The organism is Borreliella spielmanii, assembly GCF_014201705.1.
GTDB lineage: Bacteria > Spirochaetota > Spirochaetia > Borreliales > Borreliaceae > Borreliella > Borreliella spielmanii.
Genome location: NZ_JACHFA010000001.1, coordinates 44469 through 64715, shown reverse-complemented (window position 1 = coordinate 64715; position 20247 = coordinate 44469). Strand labels below are relative to the sequence as shown.

The following is a 20247-nucleotide window of genomic DNA, read 5'->3' as shown; positions in this document are numbered from 1 at the left end:
TATGGAGAAATTTGTGTTTTTTTTGATTTTACCATTGTTTTTCTTATTATCTTTTAATGTTTTTTCGATAGATGTTGTTAAAATAGGTATTGTTGATTTTGATAGAATTGTGATTGAAGTTTTAAATCCTCAATTGAAAGCTAATCTTGATCAAATAAAGAATCGGTATCAAGAACAAATAAATGGGTTAAATTTAGAGCTTAAGAATTTAAGGCATATGTATGATAAATCAATTGCTGATAATGACTTAGATAATGCAAGGTCTTTTGGGAACCAATATAATTTGAAAGTTGATGAGTTAAAAAGAGTTTCTAGTTTAGCAAAAAATAATTTAGAACAGCAAAGATTGGCCAATATTAATAGTTTAAATAATAACAGTGAATCTTTAAGCAAAATACTTCATGGTATTCAATATATTGCAGAAATTAATGGTTTTTCTTTGATTATGAAAAAAAGTAATCCGTATATTCTTTACCATAACAGCACTGTTGATATAACAGACGATGTTGTTAAGTATCTTTTAGAAAAGGACAATAAAAATCCTTAAGACGACTTTTCTTTTAAGGCGTTACTTTTTTTAATCTGTAATTAGATTGCAAAATCCCTTTTTTATATTCTTTATTTTTAATTGAATTATATTTATTTTATAATATCAATTATTATTCAATATTATTTTAGGAAACGTATGGAAAAAAATGTTACCCCAATGATGAGGCAGTACTTAGATATCAAAAAAAAATATAAAGATGCTATCATTTTTTTCAGAGTAGGAAGTTTTTATGAAATGTTTTTTGATGATGCAATTGAGGCAAGCAAGCTTCTTAATTTAACATTGACAAAAAGAGAAAATGTTCCAATGTGTGGAGTGCCTTGCCATACTAGTAAGGAATATATAAGGAAATTAATTTTATTTGATAAAAAGGTTGCAATTTGTGAACAAGCGTCTAATTCTACTTCTGGGGGGCCTTTAGAAAGAGAAGTTGTTGAGGTAATAACCCCAGGTGTTATTATTGATGAAGATTTTTTAAATGATGATGTTAATAACTATTTAGTTGCTATTAGTGATTATAAAAATTATTATTCTTTTTCTTATATAGATTTATCTACTTCTAGTCTTGGGATAATGTTTTATGAGAGTAGCTTTTTTGAAAAACTTAAAAGGGATCTTGAGAAATATTCTCCTAAAGAGATAATAGTTTCTGAAAACTTTTATTATGAATACTCAGAGAAGCTTAATCTTAGTCGGTTTTTAATTAACAGAGTGCCTGCTTGGCATCTTGATAAGGATGTTGCAATAAAAACTATAAAGGAACATTTTAACATACTTGGATTGAGCTCTCTTGGATTTGATGAGGAAAAACCTTATTACATTTCAATTTTTCTAATTATAAATCATATAAAAAATAATTTAAAAAATTTATTAAGTAACATTGATAAAATAGATATTAATAATGATTCTTTGTACATGTTTCTTGATGATGTAACTCAAGTGAATCTTGAACTTGTAAAAAATAATAATGATTTTTCTTCTCAATACTCATTATATTCTGTGTTAAATGATTGCAAAACTGCAATGGGAAAAAGGCTTTTGCGGGAATTTATTTTAAATCCAATTTTAAATATTTCTGAAATTAATACTAGGCTAGATCATGTTGAATTTTTTTGTAAAAATATTAGCTTAACTATGACTTTAAGAGAAGCTTTTATTAATATATGGGATATTGAGAGAATAGTGTCTAGGATTCAGATGAAAAGATATATTAAAAAAGATTTTTTATTTATTGAAAAAGCCCTTTCTGTATTTTTTTTGGTGAAAAAGTTATTTGACAAACATAATTTTGATTATTGGAATTTTGATAAGTTTGAAGAGGATAGTGTTTCTAAAGTTTATTTTTTGATAAATAGTGCAATTTCAAGCTCTTCTGATGAGCTTATTAAAAGGGGCTATGATTTAAAGCTTGATGGTTTAAAAGATTTAAAAATTAATGCAAATAAATATATTGATGAATATCTTGAATCAGAGAAAAGGCTTAGTAAGATTAATAATTTAAAGATTAGAAAAACTAATAATAGGGGATTATTTTTTGAGGTTACAAAGAGTAATTATGCTCAAGTGCCACCTTATTTTATGGAAAGTCAAACTTTAAATTCTTCAAAAAGATATAAAACAGAAAAACTTATTTCTCTTGAAGTGAATATTAATAATGCTGAAGACAGTGTGGTTTCTTTTGAGCAAGAAATTTTTGATGAAATAGCGTCAAATGTTGTTAAGCATAATAAAGTTCTTAAGAAGGTTGCAGAATTTTTTGCATATATTGATTTAGTTGTTAACTTTGGTTATTTGGCAAAAAAAAATGAATATAAAAGACCCGTTTTGACATGTGATAAAGAAATTTTTCTTGAAAAGTCTCGACATCCTGTTGTTGAGCATTATGTTAAAAACACTGAGATTTTTACTGAAAATTTTGTAAGGATTAATAAAGAAAGGTACTTTTGTTTAATTACTGGTCCTAATATGGCAGGCAAATCAACTTATTTGCGTCAGGTGGCTTTAATTACTTTAATGGCGCAGATAGGATCTTTTGTGCCGGCTTCCAAGGCCGTAATAGGTATTACAGATAAAATTTTTTGTAGAATTGGAGCAAGTGATAATCTTGCTAAAGGGGAATCTACTTTTTTAGTTGAAATGAATGAAACAGCTAATATTTTAAGAAATGCGACAGAAAAAAGCTTAATAATTATGGATGAAGTTGGAAGAGGCACTAGTACAAATGATGGACTTGCTATTGCTTATTCTATTATAGAATATATTTTAGAGTATATTAAAGCTAGAAGCTTGTTTGCCACACATTTTCATGAACTATCGGCTATTAATCATGAAGCTTTTATTAACCTTTCAATGAAAATTGAAAAGCAAGGCAATGATCTTGTTTTCTTAAGAGAAGTTGAAGAAAAACCATCTCTTAATTCTTATGGGATTTATGTTGCTCGCATAGCAGGACTTCCTTTAAGGGTGGTAGATAGAGCTAATGTTATCTTGCAAAGTTTAGGAAGTCGAAAGGATAGCTCTTGTTTAGAATTTCCTCCTTGTATTTCTTCTGATAATCATAATATAGAGGTTTTGAAAAATGATACTGATGTTCATGTTAAATTAAATGAGTATTTAGATTTAAAAAAATTTATTTCTAATATAGATATTAATAATATTACCCCTTTTCAATCGATTGAGCTACTAAATCAAATTATTTTAAAAGTTGTTTCTCAACCTGGTTAGTATGAGCTATTTAAATGTTCTAAAAAGTATATTTTTACCCTTTTGTGTTTTTTGTAGGAAAAGATATGTATCTTCCAATGCTCTTTGTGATCAATGCAAGTTGCTTTTTAATTTTAAAATTAAATTTGATGAGAATTTGCTTTATTTTTTTGAATATAAAGAGCATTATAAATCTTTAATTTTGTCATATAAAAGAGATGGTCAAAAGTCAATTGGTAGATTTTTAGCAAGCGGAATTGCTAAATGTTTGATTGATATTAATTTTGATCAAATAGTAACCGTTCCTTGTAGCTTTAAAAGAAAATTATTTTATGGATTTGATCACATGGAATATATTGGTATTTTATTAAGCCGTTTTGGCTTTAATTATATGAATATTTTTTCAAGAAAATATGGGAAAAGTCAGAAGTTAATGAAAGGAAATCTTAGATTTAGAAATCTTGAAAATAAAATTAAATTAAGATCAAAGTATAAAAATTTTCAATTTAAAAAGATTGTTTTGCTTGATGATATTATTACTACAGGAACATCTATGTGTATTTGTGAAGATCTTATTATACAATTTGGAGCTGATAAAGTTATAAAGCTTTCGTTGGCTAAATCTTATAATTTGGTTTAATGTTGACATTATTTTTTCTAAGTGTTAACCTTGATTTAAGGTTTAGTTTATATATTTAATAAGGTTCTTTTAAAAGAACCTTATTAATTTTAGGAATATATTTGATTAAATGTTTTGACAAAAATAATGAAGTTTATAATTTGATAAAAAATTTAACAGAACGTTTAAATGTTGAAATATTAGAAATTAATATCTTTAGAAATAAAAATGGCGGGAAAATCCAAATAGTTCTTTATAGCAAAAATTTTTCTTTGGGTGTTGATTTGATGACCGATTTGCATAAGATGATTTTATTAATTTTGGAGGCAAATTTTAAATATAGTTTTACTTTAGAACTTTCTACACCAGGAATAGATAGAAGAATAAAAAGTGACAGAGAGTTTCAAATTTTTGAGGGCAAAAAGATTAAGTTAATGCTAGATAATGAATTTGAAGAAGGTTTTATATTAAAATCAAAATCAAAAAGTTTTATTTTTAAAACAGATAGTAAAGAATTAAATGTTTTTTATAGCGATGTTAAGAAGGCTAGATTAGTTTAAGGAGGAAGTTTGGATGATAAAGGGCACGGGACATATGATTGTAAGTATTGCAAATGATCGTAGCATGAGTATAGAGTCTATTAGAAAAACAATTAAAGAATCGGTATTGATAGCTTATAAAAAGTATTTTGGAAGCAATGAGAATGCTTTTATTAAGTTTGATGATGATACGGGAGATTTGGTAGTTTATGCTAAAAAGAAAATTGTAGAAGAGGTAAAAGATTCTTTTTTTGAAATATCAGAAAAAGATATTTCAAGGGAAAATATTGTAGAAGGTGATTATGCTTACATTGAAATTAATCCTAAAGTTTTCGATAGGCTTTCTATTCAGGTTGCAAAACAAAGAACCAAGAATGATTTGCAAGGAATTGAAGATAATGAGATTTTATCAGAATTTAAAAGCAAGTTAAATAAAGTTGTTATTGGATATGTTCAACAAAATAGAAATGGTGATCTTTATGTTAATCTTGGCAATACAGATGGTATAATTCCCAAGAAGTATCAGTCGCCAAGAGAAGTTTATAGTCTTAATGATAAGATTAGAGTTTTAGTTTATAATGTTAAAAAAGGTAAAAATGGCATTGAAGTTATTCTTTCTAGAACCCATCCAAAGTTTATTGAAGAGCTTTTGGCTCTTGAAATTCCAGAAATTGAAGAAGGTATTATTAAGATTCATAAAATAGTTCGTGATCCGGGTTACAGAATCAAGGTTGCTGTTTATTCTGAGAAGGAAGAGATTGATCCTGTTGGTCCTTGTATAGGGCAAAAAGGAGTCAGAATTCAATCTATAATTAAGGAACTTGAAGGAGAAAAAATCGATATTATCCCTTATAGTAAAGACATTAAAGAATTTATAAAGGATGCTTTGACTCCTTCTAAGATAGAGCATGTTTATATTATTGATGAGGATTTACATAAGGCTTTAGTAGTTGTTAGCGATGATCAACTCTCTCTTGCTATAGGAAAAATGGGTCAAAATGTTAGACTTGCTAATAGACTTCTTGACTGGGCTATTGATGTTAAAACCAGCAGTCAGTTTGCAGAAATGAAAGCTAATTCAGAGTTTAAGCAAGAAACACTCGAAATGTTTGATAAAGTTATGCAAGATGTTGTTGAAGAGGAACAATTTGAAGAGATTAGTAAAATAAGTGATCTTAAATTACTCGATTCTTCTGTAATTTCTAATTTATCAAAAGAGGGGCTTGATGATATTAACAATTTTTTACAAGCAGATGAGGGATTGCTTTTTAATCTTGGAGTAAGTTATGAAAAACAAGAAGAAATTAATAAAATATTAAAAGAGGGAATGATAATAATTGCTAATGACAGTGGTGAGTCTATGGAAAAGGCAGAAGAAGATGAAGAACTTCTTTGTCCTGAATGTGGTGTTGTTATTAATGAAAATATGACCTCCTGCCCAGGTTGTAAGATAGGGCTTAGTTTTGAGTTTGAGGAGGAATAAGTTTGTCGAAAGATATTGATGATATTAAAAATGAAGATGGTAAAAAAATTAAGATTGTTAAGTTAAGGAAGAAGGTAGTAAAAATTCTAACACATAGTGATTTAAGTAATAAAAATAATTTAAGTAGTTCTACTAATTTGCATAAGTATAACAACAAAGGTGAATATTCACAAAATAGAGATAGTAGAACTGGTGGGTATTCACAACAAAACAGAGACAGTAGAGCTGGTGGGTATTCGCAACAAAACAGAGACAGTAGAACTGGTGGGTATTCGCAACAAAACAGAGACAGTAGAACTGGTGGGTATTCGCAACAAAACAGAGACAGTAGAACTGGTGGGTATTCACAACAAAACAGAGACAGTAGAACTGGTGGGTATTCACAACATAGAGTCAACAGAACTGGTGGGTATTCACAAAATAGAGACAGTAGAGTTGGTGGATATGCACAAAACAGAGACAGTTTAGCCTCTCAATATCAAGGTACGACGAAAAAAACATATGTTACCAAAAATAGTTCTCAAAATAAATATACCCCCCCCGTGTCTTTTAGAAGAGTTATAAAAACCAAAGTTCCTACTATTGTTAGCAGTGCATCTTCAGCTGATTCTGAGAATATCAAAGAGTTAAATCGTAAGCTTGGGGAGAAGAAAAAGCAGCAACAAGAAAGTCAGAAAAGCTATAAGAGGAAAAAAGCAGAAACTGAGAGCAAAACAATTGAGCAAAAGGTTTTTGAACAACTTCAAAAAAAGAAAAGGGAAAATTTAGCCAATCCTATTCCAAAGTCAATTGATATTATGGGTAGCATTACTGTTTCTGATCTTGCAAGAAAGATGAATTTAAAATCTTCTGATTTGATTGCTAAATTAATGGCTTTAGGTGTAATGGTGACTATTAATGAGAAGATAGATTCTGATACGGCAACTATTTTAGTTGAAGAATATGGTTCAAAAGTTAATGTTGTTTCTATTTATGATGAAACGGTTATAGAAGAAGAGGTGGAGGATCAGAGCAAAAGAATTGAAAAACCCCCTGTTATTACAATAATGGGACATGTTGATCATGGTAAAACTAGACTGCTTTCTGTTCTTCAAAATATAGATATAAATCAAACAGAGTCTGGCGGTATTACTCAGCATATTGGAGCTTATACTATTGTTTATAATAACCGAGAAATAACATTTTTAGACACTCCTGGTCATGAAGCTTTTACTATGATGAGAAGTCGTGGGGCTCAAGTTACAGATATTGTTGTTCTTGTTGTTTCAGCAATTGATGGCGTTATGCCTCAAACTATTGAGGCTATTAATCATGCAAAAGAAGCAAATGTTCCGATTATTGTTGCTATAAATAAGATTGATTTGCCAGATTCAAATCCCGATAAAATTAAACATCAGCTTTCAGAATACGACTTAGTACCCGAGGATTGGGGAGGAGACACCATTTTTGTGCTGATTTCTGCTCTTAAAAATATGGGAATTTCTGAGCTTCTTGATATGATTCTTTTGCAGTCAGATATGATGTTATTAAAGGCAAACCCATCTAAAAGAGCTATTGGAAAAGTACTTGATGCTAAGATTGATTTAGGGCGTGGAATAGTTTGTTCTGTTATTATTGAGGATGGAACACTTTATATAGGAGATTCTTTTGTAGGTGGAGCGTGTTATGGTAAGGTTAAGGCATTAATTAATGATAAAGGTGTTTCTGTCAAGAGTGTTGGACCTGCTAAGGCTATTAGTGTTTTAGGGTTTTCTTCAATGCCTCAAGCCGGGGATCCTTTTCAAGTAGCTAAAACTGAAAAAGAAGCAAAATTGATCAGTTCCAAAAGGCAAGATCTTAAAAAATATGAATCTTCTAAAAATGTAAAGAAGGTTACCATGTTAAATCTTTATGATTCAATCAAAGAAGGAGCACTTAAGGAGCTTAAAATAATTTTAAAAGCAGATGTTCAAGGTTCAGTTGAGGCTTTGAAAAATTCTCTTGAAAAATTAACAAACGATGAGGTTCGAGTAAAAGTTGTGCATTCTTCAGCAGGTGTAATAACTGAAACAGATATTAGCTTTGCTTCAGCAAGCGATGCTATTGTAATTGGATTTCATGTAAGACCTACTGTAAAAGCTCAAATACTTGCAGATCAGGAAAAAGTTGAGATTAGAAAGTATAATGTTATTTATGATGCTATAAGTGATGTTAAATCAGTTCTTGAGGGGATGCTTGAGCCAGATGTTGAGCAGCAGTTTATTGGCTTTGCTGAAGTGCGGGCTGTAATAAATGTCCCTAAAGTTGGGGTCATAGCTGGTTGTTATGTTTCTCGGGGGCTAATAAAACGAGATGCGATTACTAATGTGATGAGAGATGGTTTACAGATCCATTCTGGCAAAATTTCATCTTTAAAGCGATTTAAAGATGATGTTAAAGAAGTTGCTGAGCAGTATGAGTGTGGAATTATGATTGATAATTATGCTAATATTAAAGAAGGAGATATAATTGAAGCATTTGAGGTAAAAAAGGTAAAAAAATCTTTTAAAACTTAGTTTTGCTTTATTTATATGTGTTTATGTATAAGGATATAAAAAAGTTCAAACTCGAAAGTTTTATTGCTCAAGAAATTGGCAATTTAATAGTGAGTAGGGGAATTAAAGACCCCAGGATTCATTCATTTTTAACCGTTGTTAAAGTAGAATTTTCAAAAGATTTAATAAATGCTAAAGTGTTTATGGGTTCAATCAAGGAAGGTGCTTCTTTAGATAATGCAGTTAAAGCTTTAAATAACGCTAAGGGATTTATTCAAAGTCAAATTATTAAGCGAATTAAAGTTAGAAGTACCCCTAAATTACTATTTGTTAAGGATGATTCTCTTTCTAAATCATTTTATGTTAATAAAATAATTGAAGGATTAAATACTACAAGAGAGAATTAAATTTGGAAAATGGATTCCTTTTAGTTAATAAAGAACAAGGCAAAACTTCTTTTGAAACTCTTTTTCCTGTAAAAAAATATTTTAATACAAATCGTGTTGGGCATGCTGGTACACTTGATAAATTTGCAAGTGGAGTTTTGATTGCTCTTGTAGGAAAATATACAAAGCTTGCAAGCTATTTTATGTCTTTAGATAAAGAGTATGTAGCAGAATTTAGATTTGGATTAGAAACAGATACTCTTGATCCAAATGGAAGAATAATTGATAAAACAGATTATATCCCTAATTTAGAAGATATATCTTTAAAGCTTAAAGATTTTATAGGAGAGATTTATCAAAGTCCTCCCAGATTTTCTTCTATTCATATTGATGGTAGTAGGGCTTATAAACTTGCTTTGAATGGAAAGTTTTTTGAAATTAAAAAACGAAGAGTAAATGTTTATAATATTCAAATATTAAGCTATGATTTTAGCTCTTCTTTACTTAGTTTAAAAATTAGCTGTTCAAAAGGTACTTACATTAGGAGCATTGCAAGAGATTTGGCTTATTCTTTAAATTCTTGTGCGTATGTTAGCAGTTTAAAAAGAACTAAAGTGGGTATGTTTAGATTAGAAGATTCCACCCTGTGGAAAAATTTAAGTAAGGCTTCCTTAATTAGTTTAGAATCTTTAAGAGACTTTGAAAAGGTTTGCGTTGATTCTAGTAAGATAAATCTTATTAAAAATGGGGCTTATGTTGAAATTCAAATCAATATAAATGAACTTAAGATTTTAAAATCCAAAGATGGGGAAATATTAGCGATCATTAAAGGAATAGGTTTGAATAAATATAAATATGTTATTAAATTTTAGTTTAATATTTGTTTTTGTAAAAAAAAAATAATTTTTTTACTATTAAAAATACCATTGAAAATGGTAAATTATTTTTGTGATTTTTAACAAAAAATATTATAATCTATCATAGTAGTTAGTTTAAATTATAGCAATAGGTTCGTTAGGGCTTTGCTATAATGGTATAGGAGTTGCTTTATGATAGATAAAAAGCAAAAGCAAAAAATAGTTTCTGAATTTGGGAAAAATGATGGTGATACTGGTTCTGTTGGGGTTCAAATTGCACTTATTACAGGTAGAATAAAGTATTTAACTGAGCATTTAAAGGTAAATAAAAAAGACCATAGTTCAAAAAGGGGCTTGTTAAAGTTGGTAGGGCAAAGGCGTAGTTTATTGCGGTATTACCAAAAAAAAGATTTAGAAGCTTATAGGACACTGATATCTAAACTTGGTCTTAGAAAATAAAAGAGGTTGAATTTTGAGGAAAATATTAAAGTTGAAAATAGGTAGAGACGAGTTAGTGTTTGAGACGGGATTTATGGCTAAGCAGGCTAATGGATCGGTTCTTGCAACTTATGGGGGATCTTCGGTTCTTGCGACTGTTTGTTGTTCAAGTAATGCAAGAGAAGATTTAGATTTTGTTCCGCTTTCTGTTGAATATAATGAGAAATATTATGCAGCTGGTAAGATTCCAGGAGGATTTATTAAAAGAGAAGGAAAACCAAAAGATAAAGAAATACTTGTTTCTAGATTAATAGATAGGCCAATGAGGCCTCTTTTTGATAAAAGATTTGGTCGAGAAATTCAAGTAATTCCTACGACTTTGGCTACAGATCAGCTCAATCCTCCTGATATTGTTGGAATGAATGCCGCTTTTACAGCAGTTTTTTTGTCAGATATTCCGTTTAATGGCCCAATTGCAGCTGTTAGAATGGTTTATTTAAATGGTAAGTTTATAGTAAATCCTTCGTTTGAAGAGATTCATGATTCTGATCTTGATATTGTTGTTGCAGGAAGTTTAAATGGAATTACAATGGTAGAAGGCGGTGCTAATGAGGTTAGTGAAGATATTTTGCTGTCAGCAATAGACAGTGCACATGAATATATTAAACAAATTTGCAATGCTCAAAAAGAATTTTTAGATATTGTGGGGGAGAAGGAAAAACTCCCTTTAGCTTTTGAAGAAAAAATATTTGAATTTAAAGAGGAGCTTAGGGATTTTGTTTATGCTGATCTTAAAGAGGCTTGTTTTGTTAAAGGAAAGCTTAATAGAGATAAAGCCATAACTTTGCTGCGAAATAAATCTTATGAGCATTTTTCTTCTCTTGAGAAATTGACCGATACTAATGAGTCTCTTTTTCATAAAGCTTTTGATGATTTTGAGAAGGAGATTGTTAGAAATTCTATTCTTAATGATAAGATTAGAACGGACGGTAGAACGCCTAATGAGATAAGAGATATTCTTGCAGAAGTCGATATTTTAAGTAGAACGCATGGATCTGCACTTTTTACAAGAGGAGAGACGCAAGCTTTAGCAGTAACTACTCTTGGTACAAGTATTGATGAGCAAATAATGGATGATATTGATGGTGATAAGCGTCTTAATTTTATGCTTCATTACAATTTTCCTCCATTTTCAGTTGGTGAAACTGGTAGGCTTATGACTGGTAGGCGTGAGATTGGGCATGGTCATTTAGCTCAAAGAGCTTTAGAATCAATGGTTCCTGGAAAAAACGATTTTCCGTATACTATTAGAGTGGTTTCTGAGATTTTAGAATCTAACGGATCTTCTTCAATGGCTACTGTTTGCGCTGGAAGTATGTCTTTAATGTCTGCAGGGGTTCCTGTTAAAAGGCAGGTCGCAGGAATAGCTATGGGCCTTATTAGCGAAGGGGATAAATATGTGGTTTTAAGCGATATTCTTGGAGAAGAGGATCATTTAGGTGATATGGACTTTAAAGTGGCTGGTACAGAAAATGGGATTACTGGATTTCAAATGGATATTAAGATCGAAAATGTTACTAAGCATTTAATGAGAGATGCTCTTGAGCAGGCAAGAATAGGTAGGATACACATACTGTCTATTATGAATTCTATAATTTCTAATTCAAGAGTTGGTATATCTAAGTATGCTCCCAAAATTATTCAACTGCAAATTGATATTGATAAGATATCTCTTGTAATAGGGTCTACTGGAAAAACTGTTAAAGCCATAACAGATGAATTTGAAGTTAAGGTGCAAATTGAACAAAATGGAAAGATTATTCTTTTCGGTGATGATGATTTTAAGATGCAAAAGGCTAAAGAAAAAATAGAGAGCATTGTAAGGGAACCAAAAGTAGGTGAAATTTATGAAGGAGTAGTTAAAAAGATTAATAGCTTTGGAGCTTTTATTGAACTTACTCCTACAAAAGAAGGATTTTTAAGTACTCGCTTGAGATCTAGAGATAGTAAGTATGGTTCTGGAAGATTTGGGAATAATAGTAATAGATATTCCAGATTTGGTGGTGCTGGTGGAGACAATATAAGGGGCAATACTGGATTAATTAGACCTCCAAAATTAGAAGAAGGTCAGCAAATTAAAGTTAGAATAGTTGATATAGATAAATTTGGAAAAATTGATCTTGAAATTGTTAGAGATAAAGATTATTAAAATAATATGAAATTTGTTTTGAATAATTTATTTAAAGTTTGTCTTGTATGTTTTGGCTTGTTTTTTTCCTGTCTTACTACAAATGATTCTATTCAAGATGAGTCTATTCAAAATAGATCGATTCAAGATTCTAATATTAGTGATCTTGTAGAGAAGAAAAAAGAAGTAGTTGTCATTAGTGACAATAATATTTTTAATGAGAGTAAATTTAAAAGAGACTATTTAATAGGATTAAAAGATAATGAATCCTTTTTCCTTAGTAATGCTTTTTTAAAAGAAAATAATTTTTATTTTAAAAAAGCTAGAGAAAGTTATGCTAAGAAAGATATTGGTTTGACGAACTATTATTTGAATAAAATTGTATCTAATGAGAATCAATATGACAGGGAATTGTTAGCTAAGGCAAATTTGTTTTTTGGATATGTTAATTATGAGAATGGTTTTTATGATCTTTCTGAATATAATTTTGATCTTTTTCTAAAAGATTATAAATATTCTCATGCTAGTTTAAGATCAGCTGAATTGAAATATCTTATTAAAGAAAAATCAGATGCAATTTCTGCATTTAAAGAGATTAATGAATTTTCTATTTCAGGCTATGACAAAGAGATTTATACTTTTTTAAGTAATAAACTTGGGGTGAGTCATTTAAATTTAAAATCTTTAGGATTTCTTGATAATAGTGTTTTTGATGCATTTATTTTTAATGAGAATATATTTGTAACTAATATATTAGGAGGACTTTTAAGGTATAATATTAAAAAAAATGATTGTAGAATCTATCTTAAAGATAAAAAAAGCATTTTTTTAAATGGCATCAGGGGTTTTGCAGATTATAATGGAACAATTTATATTGGGGGGAAAAATGTTGTTTACTATATAGATAATGCTGATGGGGATTTAAAGCAAATAAATGTTCCTAATAATGCTGATTTTAGTAATATACAAGTTTTGCTTGGTGTTAAAAATGGAATATTTGTTGGTACTTTAAATTCTGGACTATGGTTTTATGATTTAAAAAATTGGAAAAATATACCGCTTGGGTCTAATAAAATTTCTTCAATGTGTTTTGATGGTTTGAAAAATTTATTATTAGTTGGAACGGTTGACAAGGCTATTTATAGTATTAATGTTGATAATTTGGAGAAGATCGAACATTTAGATTTTTTTAGCAAAAATGATAGTGAAAAAAATATTAATTTTATAAAAGCCTACAAAGATAGTTATTTTATTGGAACATATGGTGGGGGGCTTTTCGAGCTAAATTTAAATAAAAATAGCTATAAAAAGCACGTTATTGCTAATAATATTGATGTTAATTATTTTATGGACATGGAGATTAAAGATAAAAAGTTGTTGTTTGCAACCTTTGATCATGGGCTATTAATTTATGATTCTGAAAATGACAATTGGGATTATTTTGGACCTAATAATGGACTTCTTAATTTAAATTTAATAAAAGTTTCTAGATTCGAAAATTATGTTATACTGGGTACTCTTAATAACGGCTTGGTTTTTGTAGATGAAAATATTAAAAAACAGTTATGAATCTTACATAATTGCTGAATTTTTTAAATATTTTTTAATTACGTTTTTATTTTTCTTTTTTGTATTTTTTATAAATCAAATTTTATTCTTTATGAGAATACTTCTTCAAAATTATGTTCCCTTTTTTAAAGCTTTTATTTTTATCATATATTCTCTTCCTATGGTGATTGCGCTTTCTCCCCCTTTTGCTTCTTTGATTTCAGTAATTCTTACTATTCATAAATTCAAGATTCACAATGAAATTTTAGCTTTTCGTTCTATTGGTATATCAATTTTTGATTTGCTTGTTCCATTTTTTAAATTAGGAATAATTATTGTTTTTATATCTTTTATATCTAATGATATTTTACTTCCACTTGGATCTATTGGTAGGTTAAAAATTTTTAATGAAATAAAAGAAGAAGTTCCTCATTTGGTGTTAAAGCCTTATTCAAGCAAACAATATGGAGATTTAATTTTTGTTTCTGGTGAAAAATCGGAAAATGGTTATAAAAATGTAACTTTTTTTGATAACACTAGACTTAAAGGATTTGATAGAATATTTATGGCAAAAAATCTTGATATTAGAAAAGAAAATTTTCAAGTTTATTTTATTTTAAATGATGTTCTATCTATTGCTTTAACAGATAGTGAGAGTGGATTTTATGATTATTTTTATGCAGATAAGATGAAATATTCAATCGATCAGGTCACATTTAGTGATAGTTTTTTGTTAAATTATGTAACTCCTTCGCAAATGAGCATGAGAGATGTTATAAAATTAATTAAAAAGCAAAACAATTTAATTGCAGATTCAAATATAAAAAATAATTTAGAAGGAGACTTTTTAAGTTTAAATTTTTCAAATCTTTATTTAAATTATTTATACAATCAAAATTATTATGTGGATGAATCTTATGTATTTGAAAATTTAAACTATATGTATAATTTAAGTTTAAATTTTAAACCTTATCAAGATAGAAGCATGAAACAAAATTTGGCTTTGTTTAATCTTGAATTTTATCAAAAAATTAGTTTGCCACTTTCAGTTTTATTTTTCATTTTTTTAGCTTTTTCAATGGGGCTGTATTCTAATAGGAAATATTCTATTATTCTTGAGCTTGTAATTTCAATTATTATTTGTGTTTTTTATTGGGTAATGTTTATTGGTGGTAAGGTTTATACTGTTCAGTATGCACCAAATCCTATTATTGTTACTATTTTGCCCAATTTGATTTTAATCATTGCAGGAGCAATTCTTTTTTTAAGAATATTAAAAAAATGAAAATAGATAAACTTTTTGTAAAAAGTATCATTCTTACTTTTTTATCTATGAACCTACTTTTCATGATTTTAATTATGCTTGGTGATTTATTTGTCAATCTTCTCAATTATCTTGAAAAAAATATTAGCTTTAAGGATATTCTTTATATTTACTATTTGTATTTGCCAAAAGCTTTCTCAGATGGAGTTGCTTTATCTTTTCTTTTTGCTATTTCTAATCTTATTGGTAATCTTTCTATGAGAAATGAAATAATAGGTCTTTTTAGTTGTGGAGTTTCTCTTACAAGGATATTAAGACCAATAATTTTAATTAGTGTATTTATTTCAGTTATTCTTTTCTTTTTTGATAATTATTTGGTAATAGATACTGTAGCAAAAAGAGATCTTTTGATTAAAAATAGCGTTGGTAATAGTGGATCTAGCGACAAAACTATAATAATTAGAGACCTTGCCAGAGAAATTTATAATATTAAATCTTATGATATTGATGAGAATACTTTTTCTAACTTGATGATTATAATTAAAGACAGTAAAGATGAGTTTCAAACAAGGTATGATATAAATAAAGCTAAATGGAAAGATAATAAATGGAAGCTTTATGGTGTTAGAGAGTTTGTTAAGGTTGGTAGAAAAATTAAGGAGAATGCCTATGATGTTCTTGATGGAACAGGAATTATTAAGCTAGAGCCTGATTACATAAGAACTGTGATGTTATCGTCAAAGGCATTAAATTTTACTAAACTTGTTAATTGGATAAGTTTTCTCAAGAGTGAACGTTTAAATTATTCTGATGCATTGTTTGATTTGCTAAATAGGGTATTCTTTTCATTTAGATTAATGCTTCTCAGCTTTACTGTTGGATTTATTGCGCTTGCTCTTAAGAAAAATATTTTTATACTCAGTTTATTAAATAGCATTGCTTTTGCCGTTGTTTATGTCATTTCTATTGTAATTTTTAGTTTTTTAGCAGATCTTGGTTATTTAAACATATATATGGCAAGCTCTTTTACAACTATATTTTTTTTAATTATCAATTTTTTTGTTTATAGGATTGTTAGAAAATAATATATATAATAATTATTTAGGATGTTTATATGTTTAGCATAATTAAGAATGACAAACATTCTAATGCAAGAGTTGGATTTTTAAATCTTCCTCATGGCAGAGTAGATACCCCTTGTTTTATGCCAGTTGGTACTTTAGGGGCAATGAAAGGATTAAAACATACCGTTCTTGAGAAGTTAGAATGTAATTTGATGCTTGCAAATACTTATCACTTATATTTAAGACCAGGCATTAAGACTATTGAAAAATATGGCGGTCTTCATAATTTTACAACTTGGAATAAAAATTTTTTAACTGATTCGGGTGGATTTCAGGTATTTTCTCTTTCTAGTTTGAGAAGAATTGATCTAAAAGGCGTACATTTTAAATCCCATTTAGATGGATCTTATCATTATTTTACTCCTGAGGGAGTGTTTGCTATGCAAGAAGCTTTTGGCAGCGATATTATTATGCCACTTGATATTTGTAGTTCTTATGGGATTGATTATAATGAAGCCAATTTGTATACAAATATTACAACCAATTGGGCTCGTAGTACATTCAAGGCGTATAAAAATAAAAAAGAGGGATACAACGGGCTTTTGTTTTTAATAACTCAAGGAAATTTTTTTAAAGATTTAAGGAAAAGAAGCATTAATGATATATTAGAATTAGACAGTCCAGGTATCGCCATTGGGGGTATTTCTGTTGGAGAACCAAGAGAAAAATATTTAGAAATTCTTGAATATAGTTCTTTATTAATACCAAGAGAAAAACCAAGGTATGTAATGGGCATTGGTACTCCCCATTACATACTTGATGCCATATACCATGGCATTGATATTTTTGATTGTGTTAATCCTGCAAGAATTGCTAGGCATGGGTCTCTTTTGACGGATAGTGGAATTATGCGCATTAGTAGAAAAGAATACAAAGATGATATTTCGCCGGTAGAAAAAAATTGCAGTTGCACTTTGTGTACAAGGTATTCAAGAGGATATTTAAGACATTTGATAAAATCGAGAGAGCTTTTTGGAATAATTTTGGCAAGTGAGCATAATATTTACTATATGTTTAGATTAATTTCAAAGATTAGAGCTGCAATTTTAAATGATGATTTTTTAAACTTTAAAACTTCATATTTAAAAAAGTATGAAGAGGGAAATTTCGATGAATAAATATGTTGTTTCTACAGTTTTGGTCATGATTTCTACTTTTTGTTCACGAATAATCGGCTTTGCAAAGGTAAAGATTTTCTCTTATTATTTTGGTGCAAATCTTGATGCTGATATTTTTAATTATGTTTTCAATATTCCTAATAATTTACGCAAAATTCTTTCAGAAGGCGCAATGACATCGGCTTTTTTGCCTGAATTTACATATGAAAAAAACAAATCGCACGAAAAAGCTGTTTCTTTTTTCAGAACCGTTATGACCTTTAACATTATTTCTATTAGTGTAATTGTTTTAGTTATGATTATTTTTGCAAAGCCTATTATGTATTTTTTATCTTATTATAGAGGAGAAAACTTAATTTTTGCAAGTTCTATATTTAGTTATTTGGTATTATATATTTTATTAATAAGTCTATCATCAATTTTCATATCTGTGTTAAATTCATATAAAATTTTTTTTATTCCTTCATTTTCACCTATTATGTTTTCTTCAGGAATAATATTGAGCATATTTTTATTGTATGGCCGTTTTGGAATATATAGTGCTGTTATTGGTGTAATTTTTGGAGGGGGATTGCAATTTTTAGTTCCGTTTGTAAATTGCCTTATGATTGGTTTTACCTGGAAACCAACATTTTATTTTAGAGAAAAAGTATTTTTAAATTTTTTAAGCAGATGGGTTCGTATGATTTTTGGATTTTCTATTTCAATTGTTACGCAACAGATTTCATTTGCATTAGCATCTACTCTTGATATAGGAAGTGTTTCTATTCTTAGTAATGCTGTGGTTTATTATCAGCTTCCTGTAGGGATTTTTTATATTTCTATTGCAACAGTAATTTTTCCTAAAATGGCAGAGTATGCTGTTTTAGGAAATAATATAAAATTAAATACTCTTTTAGTAGATGGAATTAAAATTTTATTATTAATTTTTATTCCAGTGTCTTTTTTAATGTTTATTTGGTCTGATTATATTTTAAATTTATTTCTTATGGGGGGCAAGTTTTCTATTTATGATACTCAAAAAACAGCGGGTGTTTTGAAATGTTTTCTTTTAGGTTTACTTTTTTATTCGATGTTTAGTTTTTTCCAAAAATATTATTTTTCTATTCGTGATGCAAAAACACCATTTTATTTGAGTGTTTTATTTTCTATCCTTGATATTCTACTTTCTGTTTTTGGTATTAATTATTATGGTTTGAATGCTTTGGCATTAGCCCAATCTATTTCTTTTATGATTTGTGTTATTGTTTTTTATTTTATAATCTTAAAAAGCGGAGTTAAAATCAATTTAATTGAGATTTTATTTGTTCTTATAAAGTCGATTATTACACTTTTTCCTTTATATGTAATTTATTTCTTATTTGAAAAGTTTGAGTGGGATGTAGGTTTTAGTTTTAAAAATCTTTATTTTTTAATTATGGCAGGAATTATTAGTATTTTTATTTTGTTTATTTGTTATTCTGTTTTAGGAATAAATAAATTTTTTAGGTTTATTAGGAGGGATACTTTATGAAATATTTTAATTTTTTATTTTTTTTGCTTTTTTTAAATGTGTATGCTCAAAATGTTAATTCTCCAGCTCTTCCTAATCCCCCTTTATTACCCGAAATTACAGAAAATAAGCTTGAGAAAAAAGATTCTTTTAGGGATGAGAATTTTTCTAATGTTGGTTTAGATGGCAAGTATGTTAACGATACAATTCTTTATGGACTTGATAGTCAAGTTACAAGTATTATAAAAGCTCTTAAAAAATCAAACGATAGCCAATATAATTTTTCTCTTAAAAAAAGACTTGAGAAAACCTTTAATGCCGAGATTAAAAAAGAAATACTTGAATTATTTATTTCTCTTAAGTATTCAGGCGGTATTGATGCAGCAAATTATATTCTTGAAAATTATGAGAGTAAAAGATATTCAAACGCTTTACTTGGCTTGGCAATTTCGTATCTTAAAGAATTTGATGATAAAGAGAAATTAAAAAAAATTCTTATTGAGATTCTTGAAAATAAAGAGGGCAATGTGGTATCTATTGCAGCCTATTATTTAGGAGAGCTTAATTCTCTTGAGTATTCTAAAAATATAATGGAAGTTTTTGAAAAATATTCTGGAAATGATGGCGCTAGAAGAGAAATACTTATTGCTCTTGGAAAAATGGCTGCTGTTGATTATCAGGATAGAATTTATGAAATTTCGTTAGATAATTATGAGAGTCCATCAATTAAGGCTGCTGCAATAGAAGCGTTGTCATATTTTGCTCCAGAGAAAGTAACTGCCAATGCTGATTTATATCTTCAGAGTAATAATAACAATTTAAATGTTAAATTAGCTATTATTGCTTCTTTATCTAAAGATCCTTCTTTAAAGTCTAAAGAGATTTTACAAGGATTTTTAAGAGATTCTGATGATAATATTAGATTTAAAGCTATTAATGCTATTAAAGGACATAATGACTCTTCAGCAAAGGATATTTTGATTTATAAGATTAAAAGCGATCCATCTCTTAAAGTTAGGGAGGCTTCTGCGAAGGCTTTAATTGATATGGATCTTGGAGATATTGAGATAAAAAACATTATGTTTGATTTTAAGATTGATAATAATTTTAAAATTTCAATGTTTAGTTACCTTTTAGACAAGGATTCTCTAAAAGCATTGTCGATTGCTTTAGAAATGGTTAATAATGATAATATTAACAGACCTTCAAATGTTTTAAAAGGTATTGCTTCAATGTTAGCTGCTAAAAAGGGTAATTTTGATAATTTTTATTCTAAAATCATTGATAGTAAAAATGTTGATTTAAGACATTTTGCATTAAAAGGAGCTATTTATAATAAATCTTCATCACTTTCTGACAAGCTTAAGAAAATTAAAAGTGAAACTAATTCTGAATATATTAAGATGCTTTTAAAAGATTATTGAT

General features: G+C 28.4%; 16 protein-coding genes. All 16 read left to right on the top strand.

Annotated features, from left to right (window positions below; genetic code table 11):
* Positions 1 to 13: 13 nt before the first annotated feature.
* The 16 genes from HNR35_RS00235 to HNR35_RS00160 all read left to right on the top strand — a co-directional run bounded on the left by HNR35_RS00235 (position 14) and on the right by HNR35_RS00160 (position 20246).
* Entirely contained in the window at positions 14 to 547 is a 534-nt protein-coding gene (locus HNR35_RS00235; RefSeq protein ID WP_006433353.1) for an OmpH family outer membrane protein, read from the top strand.
* A gap of 138 nt (positions 548 to 685) precedes the next feature.
* Positions 686 to 3274, top strand: a complete 2589-nt coding sequence (gene mutS, locus HNR35_RS00230; protein WP_183223174.1) for a DNA mismatch repair protein MutS — start codon at positions 686 to 688, stop codon at positions 3272 to 3274.
* A gap of 1 nt (position 3275) precedes the next feature.
* Complete coding sequence (locus tag HNR35_RS00225; RefSeq protein ID WP_183223172.1) at positions 3276 to 3893, top strand: ComF family protein; 618 nt, start codon at positions 3276 to 3278, stop codon at positions 3891 to 3893.
* 101 nt (positions 3894 to 3994) lie between these two features.
* Positions 3995 to 4432, top strand: a complete 438-nt coding sequence (gene rimP / locus HNR35_RS00220; protein ID WP_006433366.1) for a ribosome maturation factor RimP — start codon at positions 3995 to 3997, stop codon at positions 4430 to 4432.
* Between the two features lie 13 nt (positions 4433 to 4445).
* Entirely contained in the window at positions 4446 to 5894 is a 1449-nt protein-coding gene (nusA, locus tag HNR35_RS00215; RefSeq protein WP_006433339.1) for a transcription termination factor NusA, read from the top strand.
* Positions 5895 to 5896: 2 nt separating this feature from the next.
* A complete protein-coding gene (infB, locus tag HNR35_RS00210; RefSeq protein WP_183223170.1) occupies positions 5897 to 8428 on the top strand; it encodes a translation initiation factor IF-2 in 2532 nt (843 codons plus the stop codon).
* Between the two features lie 23 nt (positions 8429 to 8451).
* Positions 8452 to 8814, top strand: coding sequence for a 30S ribosome-binding factor RbfA (rbfA, locus tag HNR35_RS00205; protein ID WP_183223168.1), 363 nt, complete (start codon positions 8452 to 8454; stop codon positions 8812 to 8814).
* Positions 8815 to 8816: 2 nt separating this feature from the next.
* Positions 8817 to 9665, top strand: a complete 849-nt coding sequence (gene truB / locus HNR35_RS00200) for a tRNA pseudouridine(55) synthase TruB (protein ID WP_183223166.1) — start codon at positions 8817 to 8819, stop codon at positions 9663 to 9665.
* Positions 9666 to 9842: 177 nt separating this feature from the next.
* On the top strand, positions 9843 to 10109 hold the full coding sequence (gene rpsO / locus HNR35_RS00195) for a 30S ribosomal protein S15 (RefSeq protein WP_183223164.1): 267 nt from the start codon (positions 9843 to 9845) through the stop codon (positions 10107 to 10109).
* Between the two features lie 13 nt (positions 10110 to 10122).
* The gene (gene pnp, locus HNR35_RS00190; protein WP_183223162.1) at positions 10123 to 12297 is read left to right on the top strand and encodes a polyribonucleotide nucleotidyltransferase; all 2175 of its coding nucleotides are present in this window, start codon (positions 10123 to 10125) and stop codon (positions 12295 to 12297) included.
* 6 nt (positions 12298 to 12303) lie between these two features.
* Complete coding sequence (locus tag HNR35_RS00185) at positions 12304 to 13845, top strand: ligand-binding sensor domain-containing protein (protein WP_183223160.1); 1542 nt, start codon at positions 12304 to 12306, stop codon at positions 13843 to 13845.
* Entirely contained in the window at positions 13820 to 15109 is a 1290-nt protein-coding gene (locus tag HNR35_RS00180) for an LptF/LptG family permease (RefSeq protein ID WP_006433387.1), read from the top strand. Before HNR35_RS00185 ends, HNR35_RS00180 begins: the two co-directional genes overlap by 26 nt.
* The gene (locus HNR35_RS00175) at positions 15106 to 16173 is read left to right on the top strand and encodes an LptF/LptG family permease (protein WP_183223158.1); all 1068 of its coding nucleotides are present in this window, start codon (positions 15106 to 15108) and stop codon (positions 16171 to 16173) included. The genes HNR35_RS00180 and HNR35_RS00175 overlap by 4 nt, the downstream gene beginning before the upstream one ends.
* A 29-nt stretch (positions 16174 to 16202) precedes the next feature.
* Complete coding sequence (gene tgt / locus HNR35_RS00170; protein WP_183223156.1) at positions 16203 to 17330, top strand: tRNA guanosine(34) transglycosylase Tgt; 1128 nt, start codon at positions 16203 to 16205, stop codon at positions 17328 to 17330.
* Positions 17323 to 18843 carry a murein biosynthesis integral membrane protein MurJ gene (gene murJ / locus HNR35_RS00165; RefSeq protein ID WP_006433388.1) on the top strand — a complete coding sequence of 507 codons (1521 nt, stop codon included), beginning with the start codon at positions 17323 to 17325 and terminating at the stop codon, positions 18841 to 18843. The genes tgt and murJ overlap by 8 nt, the downstream gene beginning before the upstream one ends.
* Positions 18840 to 20246, top strand: a complete 1407-nt coding sequence (locus HNR35_RS00160; RefSeq protein WP_183223154.1) for a HEAT repeat domain-containing protein — start codon at positions 18840 to 18842, stop codon at positions 20244 to 20246. Before murJ ends, HNR35_RS00160 begins: the two co-directional genes overlap by 4 nt.
* Position 20247 lies beyond the last annotated feature (1 nt).